The sequence below is a fragment of the Streptomyces shenzhenensis genome (genome assembly GCF_003688995.1).
GTDB classification, from domain to species: domain Bacteria; phylum Actinomycetota; class Actinomycetes; order Streptomycetales; family Streptomycetaceae; genus Streptomyces; species Streptomyces shenzhenensis_A.
Genome location: NZ_PENI01000021.1, coordinates 24,484 through 37,403 on the forward strand (window position 1 = coordinate 24,484; position 12,920 = coordinate 37,403).

The 12,920-nt window shown below is 70.3% G+C and carries 12 protein-coding genes and 2 pseudogenes; 6 read left to right on the top strand and 8 right to left on the bottom strand.

Annotated features, from left to right (window positions below):
• Positions 1-73 precede the first annotated feature (73 nt).
• The 3 genes from CTZ28_RS28170 to CTZ28_RS28180 all read right to left on the bottom strand — a co-directional run bounded on the left by CTZ28_RS28170 (position 74) and on the right by CTZ28_RS28180 (position 4,753).
• Positions 74-1,357, bottom strand: coding sequence for an alpha/beta fold hydrolase (locus tag CTZ28_RS28170; RefSeq protein ID WP_121892519.1), 1,284 nt, complete (start codon positions 1,355-1,357; stop codon positions 74-76).
• A gap of 298 nt (positions 1,358-1,655) precedes the next feature.
• The gene (locus CTZ28_RS28175; RefSeq protein ID WP_183154621.1) at positions 1,656-2,333 is read right to left on the bottom strand and encodes a response regulator; all 678 of its coding nucleotides are present in this window, start codon (positions 2,331-2,333) and stop codon (positions 1,656-1,658) included.
• Positions 2,297-4,753 carry a sensor histidine kinase gene (locus CTZ28_RS28180; RefSeq protein ID WP_147481207.1) on the bottom strand — a complete coding sequence of 819 codons (2,457 nt, stop codon included), beginning with the start codon at positions 4,751-4,753 and terminating at the stop codon, positions 2,297-2,299. Before CTZ28_RS28180 ends, CTZ28_RS28175 begins: the two co-directional genes overlap by 37 nt.
• Before the next feature lie 397 nt (positions 4,754-5,150).
• On the opposite strand from CTZ28_RS28180, the gene CTZ28_RS28185 reads away from it, so the two are divergent.
• The 4 genes and pseudogenes from CTZ28_RS28185 to CTZ28_RS48705 all read left to right on the top strand — a co-directional run bounded on the left by CTZ28_RS28185 (position 5,151) and on the right by CTZ28_RS48705 (position 6,821).
• The gene (locus tag CTZ28_RS28185; RefSeq protein ID WP_121892521.1) at positions 5,151-5,528 is read left to right on the top strand and encodes a hypothetical protein; all 378 of its coding nucleotides are present in this window, start codon (positions 5,151-5,153) and stop codon (positions 5,526-5,528) included.
• A gap of 137 nt (positions 5,529-5,665) precedes the next feature.
• Positions 5,666-5,836 (top strand): annotated as a pseudogene (locus tag CTZ28_RS28190) (STM4015 family protein); the annotation flags it as partial.
• A 246-nt stretch (positions 5,837-6,082) separates the two neighbouring features.
• Positions 6,083-6,226 (top strand): annotated as a pseudogene (locus CTZ28_RS48700) (ArsR/SmtB family transcription factor); the annotation flags it as partial.
• On the top strand, positions 6,210-6,821 hold the full coding sequence (locus tag CTZ28_RS48705; RefSeq protein ID WP_259471843.1) for an SRPBCC domain-containing protein: 612 nt from the start codon (positions 6,210-6,212) through the stop codon (positions 6,819-6,821). The pseudogene CTZ28_RS48700 and the gene CTZ28_RS48705, both read left to right, overlap by 17 nt.
• A gap of 354 nt (positions 6,822-7,175) precedes the next feature.
• Here CTZ28_RS48705 and CTZ28_RS28205 read toward each other — a convergent pair whose 3' ends face one another.
• Positions 7,176-7,730 (bottom strand): hypothetical protein, encoded by a 555-nt coding sequence (locus tag CTZ28_RS28205; RefSeq protein WP_121892522.1) that lies wholly within the window; start codon positions 7,728-7,730, stop codon positions 7,176-7,178.
• Positions 7,731-7,824: 94 nt separating this feature from the next.
• Here CTZ28_RS28205 and CTZ28_RS28210 point away from each other — a divergent pair, with 94 nt between their 5' ends.
• The gene (locus CTZ28_RS28210) at positions 7,825-8,595 is read left to right on the top strand and encodes a transposase (RefSeq protein ID WP_121892523.1); all 771 of its coding nucleotides are present in this window, start codon (positions 7,825-7,827) and stop codon (positions 8,593-8,595) included.
• A gap of 148 nt (positions 8,596-8,743) precedes the next feature.
• Here the strand turns inward: CTZ28_RS28210 and CTZ28_RS28215 are convergent, their stop codons facing one another.
• Positions 8,744-8,953, bottom strand: a complete 210-nt coding sequence (locus CTZ28_RS28215) for a hypothetical protein (protein ID WP_121892524.1) — start codon at positions 8,951-8,953, stop codon at positions 8,744-8,746.
• Positions 8,954-9,292: 339 nt separating this feature from the next.
• Here CTZ28_RS28215 and CTZ28_RS28220 point away from each other — a divergent pair, with 339 nt between their 5' ends.
• The gene (locus CTZ28_RS28220; protein WP_121892525.1) at positions 9,293-9,724 is read left to right on the top strand and encodes a hypothetical protein; all 432 of its coding nucleotides are present in this window, start codon (positions 9,293-9,295) and stop codon (positions 9,722-9,724) included.
• A 244-nt stretch (positions 9,725-9,968) separates the two neighbouring features.
• On the opposite strand, the gene CTZ28_RS28225 is transcribed toward CTZ28_RS28220, so the two are convergent.
• The 3 genes from CTZ28_RS28225 to CTZ28_RS28235 all read right to left on the bottom strand — a co-directional run bounded on the left by CTZ28_RS28225 (position 9,969) and on the right by CTZ28_RS28235 (position 12,872).
• Entirely contained in the window at positions 9,969-10,427 is a 459-nt protein-coding gene (locus CTZ28_RS28225; protein ID WP_121892526.1) for a DUF5707 domain-containing protein, read from the bottom strand.
• Between the two features lie 443 nt (positions 10,428-10,870).
• Positions 10,871-11,713: a helix-turn-helix transcriptional regulator gene (locus tag CTZ28_RS28230; RefSeq protein ID WP_220795414.1), complete on the bottom strand. Its 843-nt coding sequence runs from the start codon at positions 11,711-11,713 to the stop codon at positions 10,871-10,873.
• 253 nt (positions 11,714-11,966) lie between these two features.
• A complete protein-coding gene (locus tag CTZ28_RS28235; protein ID WP_121892527.1) occupies positions 11,967-12,872 on the bottom strand; it encodes an NADP-dependent oxidoreductase in 906 nt (301 codons plus the stop codon).
• Positions 12,873-12,920 lie beyond the last annotated feature (48 nt).

Here is a 12,920-nt window from a genome sequence, read left to right on the forward strand (position 1 = left end):
CACCACCCACTCCACACCGAGAGATCGCGTCGTGTCTGCGTACTCTGCGGTGACCGGAGAGCGTGCCCGGGGATCAGGACTCCGGCGCCGGGAGCGGTTTGTCCAGCAGGAAAGCCCGCAGGAGCGCGGTGTACAGGCGCGGCTGCGCATGCGCGATGGCGTACCCCGCGCCCTGGACGTGGACCAGCCGGGAGTCCGGCAGGGTCTGGCGGTACTCCTGGGTGACCTCGGGTTTGACGAAGTCGCACTGGCCGCGCAGGATCAGCGACGGGACATGCACCTTGCGCAGCACGGGACGCGGGTCGGGGAGCTGTTCGAAGTCCTTGACGGTCATCTGGTTGTTGTAGAAGCCCTGCGGGTTGCTGTGCGCCTCGGTGGGCGCCGCCCCCGCGCACGACGTGGTGTCCTTGCCGAGAAGAGCCACCTCGTGCATCCAGTGGTCGAGTTCGCGGTCGCCGGCCAGGGCGTGCGCGGCGCGCGGGTTGACGCCGAGGAGCAGGCTCGCGGCGATCAGTCGGGGCCTGCTGTCCAGGTCGTCGCGCCGGGAACGCTGGGCCGGCGTCAGGTCGTCCCAGGGTTCACCGGCCTTGGCTCCGGGATACTCCCGGCCCCACAGGGCACCCGGCGACGCGAAGACCGCCTTCGCCACGTGTGAGGCGTGCGCCCGCAGGTACTGGGCGGCCAGGGAGCCGCCCCACGACTGGCCGACCAGGACGATCCGGTCCGCGCCGAGGAGCCGGCGGATCGCATCGAGGTCGGCGACCTGACGGGCGACGGTGTAGCCGGTGATGTCGGACAGCCGGGTGGAACGGCCCGCGCCGACCTGGTCGTAGGAGTAGACGTCGAAACCGTTCGCGGCCAGTTCCCGCCCGCCGGTGGGGATGCCCTCCCCGGGGGTGCCGGGGCCGCCGTGCAGGAAGATGACGGGGGTCGGCCGGGGCGTGCCGACGGCGGCCGTGTGGACGTAGGCGATACGGGAGCCGGTCGGCAGGTTCCAGAAGCGGACGTCGGACGGGACCGGGCCCGCGGCCGGAGTCGGCATCGAGTGGAAGACCGTGGCGGCGGCCAGGGCCGAGACGCCGAGGAGCAGAACGCCCGTGAGGGTGGCCGTGGCCCGCAGGCCGCCCTTACCGAGCAAGCTGAACGCCGCGCCGCCGAGCAGTGCGGCGACCGCCGCGGCGACGGCGAGACCCGTGGCCACGAGCAGCGGGACGCTCGCGGTCGCGAACGCCGCTGCGACGAACCCGGCCGCCGCGGCGGCCGGTGTCAGCGCCACGGTGACGGCGAGCAGAAGGCCGCCGCATATGCGACGGGCGAGCGGGGGAAACGGACCGAACGGGGAAGACCTGAGTGCCATGACCGCGAGGCTAGGCGCGGGTGCGGGGCCCGGTCGTCAGGCCGCCGGATGACCGTCGGGCGGCGAAATCCGCAGGTGGAGGGGGTGGTGACCCCCGCCGTACGGCGGGGGTCACCACCCCCTCGGGGAGGACGGCGGGAGATTCCCCAGGGTCCGGCGCCGGGAGTCCCGGGCGCCGGCATCCTGTGTTGGACGGGTGAGTGAGCGGGCCGACACCTTGTCCCCCAGGCTCCGGTGGACCTCGCTCCACCCGCCGACCATGCCGTAGCGCACCGCCCCTGCACTCCCGGCCGATGCTTCAGCGCACCCCGGGGCGTACAAGGCCGGTCTCGTACGCGGCGATCGTCGCCTGTACGCGGTCGCGGACGCGGAGTTTGGCGAGGACCACCGCGACGTGGTCCTTTACGGTGGCCGGGCTGATGCCGAGTTCGGCGGCAATCTCTGCGTTGGTCAGCCCACGGGCCACATGCCGAAGGACCTCGGTCTCGCGCGGGGTGAGCTGCCGCGGCCGGGCGGCGTCGGCGGGGACGTCACCGGTGGCATACCGCTCGATCAGCCGGCGGGTCACCACGGGGTCGAGCAGCGCGGCACCGCGGGCGGCGACGCGCACCGCGTCGATGACCCGCTCCGGCTCGGCGTCCTTGAGCAGGAAGCCGACAGCTCCGGCCCGCAGCGCGGCGAACACGTACTCGTCGAGGTCGAAGGTGGTCAGGACGACGACGCGGGTGCCGGGGGCGTCCGCGGTGATCCGGGCGGTGGCGGCCAGCCCGCCGTCGCCCGGCATCCTGATGTCCATCAGGGCGACGTCCGGCCGCAGTTCGAGCACGCGCGCGACGGCGGACTCGCCGTCGGCCGCCTGTCCGACGACGGACAAACCCGGTTCGGCGTCGAGGATCGCCACGATTCCGGCGCGTACGACTGCCTGGTCGTCGGCGACGGTCACCCTGATCGTGATGGGAACACCTCCGGGAGCCATACGCGTACCGCGTCGTCGGTCCGGGTGAGCGTACCGCCCATGGCGTCGGCCACCGCCCGTACGTGCCGCCGCGTGCCGGGCGCGGCGGGCAGCGGTCCCGACACCTCGACGCCCGCGGCGCCGCGCAGCACGGTCAGGGTGACGCCCTCGGCCAGCAGCATCGCGGCGACGCGGTACGCGGCCACGCCGACGACGACGGGCTCGGCGGCGCGCGGTCCCCGGTAGCTGACGGTGGCGCCGTAGCGGGCGGCCAGCGCGGAGATGCCGGCGACCGTGGGCGGCGGCGCGTGACCGTAGGTGTCGTCGCCGCCCTGGCCCCTGCCGTCGGTGCCCTCGCCGCGCAGGTTCGTGAGCAGTTCTCTGAGCGCGGCGAGGCCGGCCCGTGCTTCGGCGAGGACGGTGTCGAGCCGTCCGGCGTCGGCCGCAGTGACCACGTCACACGTGTGCCGCTGCGCGGTGCGCAGCAGGCCCGCGGCGATCACGCGGCGCTGGTGGCGTACGGCGGCGTCGGCGTCCCGCGCGAGCAGTTCCCGGCTCCGGGCCGTGGCGGCCCTGTGGCGCTCCCGCAGCCGGGCGGTGCGCACCCCCAGCCCCCAGAGCGCGAAGGCGGGGACGGCGAGCAGGGCGGTCAGCGCTGCCCAGGCCGCCACTCGGCTGCCGGTGATACCGCTGCCGCTGGCGAGTGCCAACCCGCCGGTCGCGGCCACCGCGGCCGGGGCCACCGCGGCCGGGGCCACCGCGGCCGGGGCCAGAACGCCGCGCCGTAGCGGCAGATACGCGCCCGCGCTGTACACGAAGGTCAGCTCGACCCACCAGTACACGAGGAAGATGTCGCTGACCGGCGGCCGGGTCCAGCCCGCCTGGTCGCAGCCCCACCACAGCACCAGCGCCGACAGCACCGCGGTCAGCCCCGCCCCGGGCGCGCGCGACCGCCAGCCGAGCGGCACGGCGTGCAGGGCGGAGAGCAGGACGAAGGGGAGGCCGGACAGCACGCCGCGGAACGAGTCGGGCACGTCGTCGGAGAGCAGGCCCGCGCCGAGCGAGAGCGCGACGGCGAGCACGACCAGGGCCCAGTCGAGGGCGGTGGGCCCGCGCCAGAGCGGCCCGGCTGGGCTCGTCCGTACCCGGCGGCGCGGGCTGACCGACTCGACAGGACAACACCGGGTCCAGGGGCGGTGGTTGAACCCCCCGGCAGGGCTCACCCGCGCCCAGGTGCGTCGGCGGAAACGGCCGGTGAAGCGCGCCCCCGCCGCCCGGTGCGGGCTGCGAGTCCCGGCGGGGCGAGTCCGCGGCGAACGGCGCGAGGGCGCCGCGCCGCCTGGGGCCCGTGTGTCGCTGGACGCGGGCGCCACGTCCTGATCCGGGCCACACGGCGGAATGGGCTCGGCGGCGGGAGCCGGTCGTCGGGACAGGGACAGTGGGCGTCCGGGCAGCGTCGAGGGACAGAGCCACCGGACCCAGCGGCATGCTCTCTCCGCCGCCGTGCCGCGCCACGCGAGGCCCACGCCTCGCGGGCCGCCGGGCACCGGCCCGCACAACGGCTGCCCGGGCAAGGGGAGTTCGACGTGGACGGCCCAGCCGCCGGACGTCGGCCCGTAGGAGAGCGTGCCGCCGGCCGCGCCGACCGTGCCGCGCAGTCCGGTCAGGCCACGGCCGGTGCCAAGGTCCGGTTCCGCGGCGCTGCCGCCGTCGTCCGTCACGGTGACCGTGAGGAGTCCGGGGCGGCTGCCGAGGGCGACGCGTACGGCCGCGCCGCTGGCATAGCGGGCCGTGTTGGTCAGCGCCTCGCGGACCACGCGGTACGCGACCGTCGCGGCGGGGACGGTGGGCACGGTGTCGGTGGTGTCGTGCAGTTCGGCGCCGCACTCGGTGGCCAGGGCGGCGACGTCGGCGAGTGAGACGGCCGCGGCGGGGCCGCCCGTTCCTTCGCCCTGGTCCGCCAGGCGGTCCAGCTCCGCCACTGCCTTCCGGCCGGCGTCCGCCGCGTGACGGAGGGCGTCGGCGATCAGGTCCGGGTCGGTGAGGCGCTGGGCCGCGGCGGCGGAGACGACGATCGCGGTCAGCCGGTGCGCGGCCACGTCGTGCAGTTCGACGGCGAGCCGGTCCCGTTCGGCGAGCGCGGCGAACCGCGGAATGGCCGCCGCGCCGGTGCGGTACGCGGCCAGGGCGGCCTGTTCGGCCCGGCGCCGCCGCTGGGATCTGCCCAGCGCCCAGGCCACGGCCGCGGCGCCGGCCGCGACCAAGGCCGTACCCGCGACGTTCCACGGGCGCAGTCCGGCAGCGGCGCCCGTCGTGGCTGCCGCCGCGACGGCGACGGCCGATCCCGCGACAGCGAGCCCGGCGGTACGGCGCAGCGCGAGGGCGTACAGAACGACGAACGCCACCACGGCGACGGCGGTGGCGGCCACGGGCGGGCTCACGGCCGCGCCCCGCGGGCGTACGGGCACGCGTACCCGCGCGGCAGCCGCGCCGCCCGCCGGAACCGTCCGGGCGGGACCCGCGGCACCGGATCCCGCATGCCCCTCCCCATGCCCGCAGGATAACGAACCCGGCCCCGGCCTCCCGTACGGCCGAGCACCCTCACGGACGGTGAAGCTGATTGCCGGGGACGTCGTCCCGCTTGCTGGGGTCCGGAGGTCAAGCCGTCGCGGGAGTGTCGTGGGAGTACGGAAAGCCAGACGGTCGGCACCTCGCAGGCGCGTCGGTCTGGGGGCTGCAACGGCGTGTGTGGGCAGGTCGGCAGGGAAGGTGAGGGCCGTAAAGGCGGGAGACAGTTGATACGCGGTAAAAGGCCAACGGCACGGATACGCTCACGTCATGTCTGTGCCGATCCGCCTCAACTATCCCGCAGCGATACCTGTCGGCCACGTGATCGAAGTGACCGAGTTCCTCGACACCCGGCCCGAGAAGAAACGCCGGACCTACGCTCGCGGCGAGCCGTTCCAGATCCCCGTCATCCTCGACCTGGACACCGGGATCCGCTACATGAACCACCGGCACGTGAGCCGCTGGGACAACGGCGGCAACGACTTCGTGCCGAACAACTACTCGTCCGAGCCGCGTTCCGACCTCGAGGTCAGCCGCGTCTACCGGGCCAAGGTGACAGCCTGCACGCTCGTGATGGTGGAAGGCCTGGAGAACCAGCACACCACCCTTGTGGTCAATCCCGTCGAGGATGCTTCCCCTGACTCGTGAGGTCCGACACGTAACGTGACTTGCCGGAGGGTGGGAACCGTAGTGGCTCTGTCCGGCGTGCCGGTACCTGGCGGAACACCCACAGGCGCTGGTACACCGATCGGCCATGTGGGGACACGGGTCCGCGTTCTGATTAGGTGGCCGACCTGGGGCCGATCCTCTCCGGCGCCCATCTGCCCCACCTGCGGCACCTGGCGCTACGCAACAGCGAGATCCAGGACGAAGTCGCCGCCGCGGTGGCATCCGCCCCGGTGGTCGGTCAGCTTGAGGTGCTCGACCTGTCCCTGGGGACCCTGAGCGACGACGGCACCGTCTTCCGACACATATGCGCGGGACCGCTTACCAGCTACTGAACTTCCCCAGCGAACAGTGGATCCGACCGCGCTTGTGCTGCAGAACGGCATCCCCCGGGTCCCGTTCCTGCAAGACCACGACCTGACCCTCGGGCCACACGTCGAGCACCACGCCCACAATGAACGAGGCCAGGCCAGTCAACTCCTCGCATACGCCCACATCGGCTCCGTGCCCCGACAACAGCAGATGCGTTCAACGCCGTGGCGGAACCGCAGCGCCGGCGGATCCTCGACGTCCTGGCCGACGGCGAACGCACCGTCACCGCCCTGGTCGAGGAGCTTGCGCTGACACAGCCGCAGGTCTCCAAACACCTGCACGGCCTGCGGGATGTCGGTGCCGTGGACGCCCGGGAGGACGGCCGGCACCGGCTCTACCGGCTCAACGCCGAGGCGCTCAAGCCGATCCACGACTGGGTCGGGAGATACGAGCGGTTCTGGTCGGTACGGTTCGACCGGCTGGACGCCGTCATCGAGGACCTCAAACAGCAAGAGCACCGCGACCCTCACCCTGCCGGCGGACGACCAGATCCTCATCACCCGGGACTTCGACGCGCCCCGCCGACTGGTCTACCGCGCGTGCACCACGCCAGAACTGGTCAAGCGCTGGTGGTGCGGCGAGCGCGGCACGATGGACACCGTCGAGATGGACTTCCGTGTCGGCGGCAAGTGGCGGTACGTCATGACGGCCGACGGCGGATTCGAGATCGCCTTCCACGGCGAGTACCACGAGATCGTTCCCGAGGAGCGGATCGTCTGGACCGAGGTGTTCGAGGGTGTGCCGGGAATGACCCCGGAGGAGGCGGAAAAGAACGCCGCGGTGAACACCGCCGTCTTCACCGAGAAGCACGGCCGCACGTCACTGTGGATGCTCACCGAGGTAGTGAACTTCTACCCGCAGTCCGCGCACACAGACCGCAGAGCCTCCCGCTCTGCGGAGTGATCGTGCCGATCCCGTCGGGGGCGTCGACGACGAACTGGGCGGCGGCGACCGCACCAGCGGGTTCACCGGCCACCAGATCCAGGTCGGGCTTCGGGCGGATCATCGCGACCGCCGTCTCCGTCGCCCGCGACCGGCCATCGGCTGGGCGCCGGGCCCCCGAACCCGCTGGTCTCCCCCACCACCGACAACCAGCTCAAGGGCAAGGGGAGAGAAGAGGGTCGTGACGATCCGGCGCGGTCCCGGAAGCCCGTGGTGAGCCGGGGAAATATGGGCGGGGTGAGTGCCGGGCACGGCCGTGCTCAGGGCTGTCCCGCAATGATCGCGGCTCCGAGTACGGAAGAGCCGGCGATGTGGTCAGCCGGTGGCTCGTGGAGTGTCCAGGGATCGGGCGAAGTCGGCGAGCGTGCGGAAGTCGTTCTCACGTAGGCCGACCCGCGGGTTGACGTGGTGCAGAAGCCCGGACCCGCGATGGTGGGCGGTTACGTACGTCTGATCCGGCTCGCTCTGTTCGTCGTCCACCCAGGCGAAAGGACGGCCGTTGGCGTAGTCCACCAGCGGACCGGTCTTCCAGTGGACTCCATCAGGGCGCTCTTTGAGCAGGACGTCGCCGAAGTCGACGAAGGGAAGTTCCGGAAGGCCGAGCACCGGTGCGATCCACCGGTTGGCGTCATCCATCCATGTGGTGGCCCAGCACAGCTCAAAACCGAGCCGGAGCAGGAATCGCCCGTGCTCCGGGTTGAGCCAGACCCGCAGGGGGCGCCGCCGGGACGAGAGGCCCCTGTCCTTCTCATGGGCCTCGCTGTCCAGGGGCACTCTGAGTGTGGTGTAGCCGTCGGGACGCTTCTCCGGCTTGGCCGCGTAAGGGTTGAGCGGCCCGTCCACGTCGAGGAACAGCAGTGGTCGGTTCACGGTTTCCCCCGGTCTTGCTCACTGTCGACTGCCCGAAGAAGCGTAGCTGCAGAGATCGTCTCGGCATTGGGCCGGCCTGAGTGATGATCACGATGTGGTGGGTGTGATCACGGCATCGGAGCCGTCCTGGATAGCCCCGTTCCCCGGGTTGAGTCCGCGCTGCTTCGGCAAGCTGCTGACAACGCTGCGGCGCAACAGGGCAGATGTAGTTCACCGGGGCCGGCCGTCGAGTCTGCCGCTGGAGGATCGGGTGCTGCTGGCCACGGCCTATTGGCGTACCGACTTGACGCTGCGTCAGCTCGCCCCCTTGTTCGGCGTCTCGAAGTCGACAGCCTGCCGAGTCATCAACCACCTCGGACCCCTGCTCACGCTCCGGCCCCGCAAGCGGTTCGCCAAGGACAGCGTGCTCATTATGGACGGCACCCTGATCCCCACCCGCGACCACACCATCGCCGAACGTTCGAAGAACTGCCGGTACTCCACCAACCACCAGGTCGTCATCGATGCTGACACCCGCATGGTCGTCGTGGTCGGCCGGCCGCTCGCCGGGAACCGCAACGACTGCAAGGCGTGGGAGGAGTCCGGCGCCAAGGCTGCCGTCGGCAAGACCCTCACCATCGCCGACGGCGGCTACCCGGGCACCGGACTCGTCATCCCGCACCGCCGCGAGCGCGGCCAGACCAAGCTCCCGGCCGGGAAAGAGGACCACAACAAGTCCCACAAGCAGGTTCGGGCCCGCGTCGAGCATGTCTTCGCTCGTATGAAGGCCTGGAAGATTCTCCGCGACTGCCGCCTCGAAGGCGACGGTGTCCACCACGCCATACTCGGCATCGCCTGGATGCACAACCTCGCCCTCGCCGGGTAGGTCGGCACGACTCAAAGATTTTTACGGGACAACCCTTATCAGCAGTAGGAACGCCGGTGCCGGCGGTAAGAGCTCACCCGGGCTTGCCTGATGCTGGTCTGTCTCGTGGTCGGGCTGGCCGCCAGGGCCGGGTGTCTGGCAGACGGGCTCACGGCGTCCCCGTCTGCGAGATGCCCTGTGCAAGCTGGGTCACGACATTCAGGACTCCCTGGCCGAACGCTGTCGGGGCGATCAGTACACCGAACACCAGCACAATGACCACGGTCATCTTCTCGTCGGACCGGCTCCGGGCCTCCGTTCGCCGACGGAGCCGTAGGAAGATGACGACCGCCGGCAGAACTGCCACGTTGATTGTCAGTACTACCTGGCCAGTCCCTCCCCGTCAGGCAAGAGCGTCCAGGATCCCTTGTAGCCTCAACCACCCAGCGTGTCCGGGCGTTTCCCGCTGGTTGGCTCCAAACCGCTTCTGTACGGCCGGAATACAGGCCGACGGTGCCCCTCACAGAAGCGCGACCCGCGCCTGGTCAAGACATCTCAGGGGGCTGAGAAGTCAAGTTGCCTCTCCGGTCAAGAGTGAAGGACGGTGTCGACGAGTGCTTGCCCGGGATGCGTCAGCATGATGCTCTGCGGGGATAACTGAACTTGTTCGAGACGCCTGTGGCGAACCATAGGGCGACCGAGCCGTAATGGGGGGCGCGTGGACCAGAGTGAAGACCAGATCCTTGCGGATGAGCTCGCTGCTTTGGGTGCTGTGGGTGGCGGCAGCGGTCGCTTGGTCCGGCTTGTAGCCATGCTGATGAGAAAAAACGTCCATGAGATCGACCTCGTCATCCCCTTGCCGTTCAACGACGCCGCGGAGCGTGTCTCAAGGGTGCTCAATCAAATAGGGCGAGCAGTCGAGACCACGCAAGTTGGCCCTGGCAGGGACGAAGAGGCCATCCGTGTCGTTGCGAGCGGCGGTACCGGCGGGATGAATCCGGTAGCCGTGACTGCGCTGGTGTCGCATGCCGGGGAGAACAGCTCGGAAGTCCGGCTGCGTGCAGCTGCCAAGGAAGGCCTGATCAAGCAGCAAGCAGGTGAGAAGACCGCTATCCGCGTTGCAGCCCTGCTGCGTAAGGCGAGCAGATAGGAGTTGTGGATGAGCAGCGGGGTCCGCGCCATCCCGTAGTCACCTGGCAGCGACGCCGGCGCAGCCGATCGGCGAGGTACGAAGACGTCCTTGGCTCAAGCATGGTGGCCCTTGACACGCGTCACGCCTTCCTCCCTGTTGATCCGCAGCTCCGTGAATGTCGGGCAGACGTGTGTGTGCCGGGCAGACATCGGGAAGCCGACCCGGCGAGGACGTTGGCCGGTTCGCGACGTGGGCGTCCGGGTCACCGGACGGTGAAGTCGGCCGCCTCGGTGTCCAAGGTCGTGGTGCCGTCCTGCGCGGTGGCCAGGACGGCGACGTGCCAGGCACCACGCGGGGACGACTCGGCGTCGGCAGTGCTGACCTCGGCGGTGTAGGTGCAGCGCACGGTGTCCTGCCCGGAGGGCCTGCAGGCGGCCGGCTGCGCGGCGGCCATGTCCTTGGCGGTCAGACTCTTCTCGGCAAGGGACGAGTTCTGCGGCCAGGCCAGCACCTTCACGCTCTTGACACCGGAGGGCGCCGTGACATCGGTGACGAAGGTCAGCGAGCCGTCGCGGTCCCCGTCGGGAGCGGTGTAGCGGGCAGTGCTGTGTGCCAGCGTCGGAGTCTGCTCCCCGGCGTGAGCGAGAGCGAAGGCACCAGCCGCGGCACCACCGAGGGAAACGACACCGGCGGCAACGGCCAGAGCAACACGTCGGGACATGGGATCCTCCGAAACTGTCTCAGCACTGGATCGGGTCGGCGCCACTCGACGGCGCCGCTGCACCGATTCTCGCCGCGCGACGATTGGCCGGACATGAGCGCGCATACTCAGCCCTACCTGAGTAAGCCGGCCCCTCAGCCGGACGGTCCGTCCGTGGCCGACACAACTCCGTCCGGTGGGGCGCTGCACGGCACAGGAATGTATGTCGCTCAGCGCGACTTCATCAGGTCCGGCGAAAGTGCTGAGCAGCGATTCGGCATCAGACCGCAGGGATCGACACGCTTCGCGCGCGTCAGCCCAGGCATCGCCGCAGCCTCGACGAGTTCAAGGGTGTCATGGGAACCAAGTCGTTGAGCTATGTGCCTGGTAACGGATCCGGACCGACCTCGAGTACAGCACGCGGCATATGGGAGGTGCCCGCCGCGCAGGTCCCATCGCGGGCGTCAGCGAAGCGGCTGTGTTCCGATGACGGACAGCAGCTGCAGTTTCTCGTAGCTCTCACTGCCGGGAATCGCGGTGTAGACGAGCAGCGAATGGGACTGGACCGGGTCGACCAGCCGCTGGCAGTTCAGGTCGAGTGTGCCGAGCTCGGGGTGGATGAAGCGTTTCCCATCGTCGGGGCTGACGCCGACCTCGTGGTCGTTCCACACCGTCCGGAACTCTTCGCTGTGGGCGAGGAGCAGGTCGGCGAGGTGGGCCGCCCGGGAACCAGGACCGCGGAGGGTGAGGATCTGGCGCAGGCCTGAGGCGAACATACGTGTGAGGAACGGATGGTCTTCGGGCGCGTACAGCTGCCGCGTGGCGGGGTCGGTGAACCACCGGTAGCCGATGCTGCGGGCCGGCCCGGTGTAGCCGGTGGTGTCACCGGTGAGCGCGACACCGAGTGCGGTTTGTCGGAGCGTCTCCCCGAGTTCGGTGACGATCTCCGCGGGAGTGTCGTGCAGGCGGTCGAAGATGCGCAACAGGCCGGGGCTGACGTGCTCACTGGCCGCGCCGCGGGTGGGTGGGTTGTGCCCGGCGAGGCGGAACAGGTGATCACGCTCATCGAGGGAGAGGTGAAGTCCCTGCGCGATGGAGGCGATCATCTGCTCCGATGGCCGGGGTCCGCGTTCCCGTTCGAGTCGTGCGTAGTAGTCGGTCGACATGTGGCAGAGCGCCGCCGCCTCTTCCCGCCGCAGCCCGTCGGTTCGGCGGCGTTGTCCGCGCGGGAGGCCGACGTCTTCGGGTTGCAGCGATTTCCGGCGGCGCCGGAGAAACTCGGCCAGCCCGGTCCGATCGATCACCATACGTTGTCTCCCTCGTTATCGAGTTATTCCTACCGCCCATGCGTCTCCACATCCACGGCTTGCCGATCCCCCCTTCACAGCGCTGCACAGTCCTGAACTCCACGGCCCGAAAGGCCGTTGCCGCCGCTCCAGCTCCTAAGAACTCCCAACGAAATGATCTCCGAGGCGGTTGGATCGATATTCCGAAGAGGCGGGCTTCCCGCGGCCAAAGCTGCGGCCAAAGCTGCGGGAAGCCCTGAACGGTGGGGCGGTCTCAGATGCAGATCACGATTTTCCCCCGCGTGTGTCCGCGTTCGGCGTAGGTGTGCGCTTCCGCGATCCGTTCGAGCGGGTAGGTTCGCTCGATGCGCGGTGTGTAGCGGCCCTGGCGGCCGAGTTCGCCTGCTTCGGCGAGGAGCGTGGAGTCGTTCTCCGCGTTGGCCACCAGCACGCCCAGTCGTTGCGCGTTGATGTGGTCGGCGACCGTCGACACGCGAGCGGGGTCACCGACGATCGCGAGGAGATCGGTCAGGGACCCGGAAGCCGCGGTGTCGAGCGCGATGTCGACGCCGTCGGGAGCCAGGGCGGCAAGGCGCTCGGCGAGACCGGTTCCGTAGGTGGTCGCAACGGCTCCGAGGGAGGTGAGGAACTCGTGGTTGCGCTCGCTGGCCGTCCCGATCACGGTTGCGCCCCGGGCCACCGCGATCTCGACGGCGGCGCTGCCCACGCCTCCGGCGGCGCCCTCGATGAGCAGGGTGCGCCCCCGCAGGGGACCGAGCGCCTTCAGCCCGCCCATCGCGGTCACGGATGCCAGTGCGGCGCCGGCGGCTTCCTGATCGGTCCATGTGGTGGGCGCGTGGGCCCAGGCCGAGAGCACGGCCAGCTCCGCTGTCGCGCCCGTGACGCCGCCCAGCCCGAAGACACGGTCGCCGATGCTCACCCCGTGCACGCCCTCACCGATCTCGTCGACCACGCCGACGGCCTCACGCCCGGGGATCGCGGGCAGGTCCACGGGGAACACCTCACGCACCGCACCGGAGCGCACCTTCCAGTCGACGGGATTGACGCCGGCTGCCGCGACGTGGATGCGGATCTCGCCCGGCCCGGGATGTGGGTCCGGCACCTGCTCGACCACAAGGGTCTCCACACCGCCGTACTCGTGATAGCGGACTGCGCGCATGATGTGCTGCCTTTCCACACGGCCGCGGCCGGCCGTTTCTTGGGATCG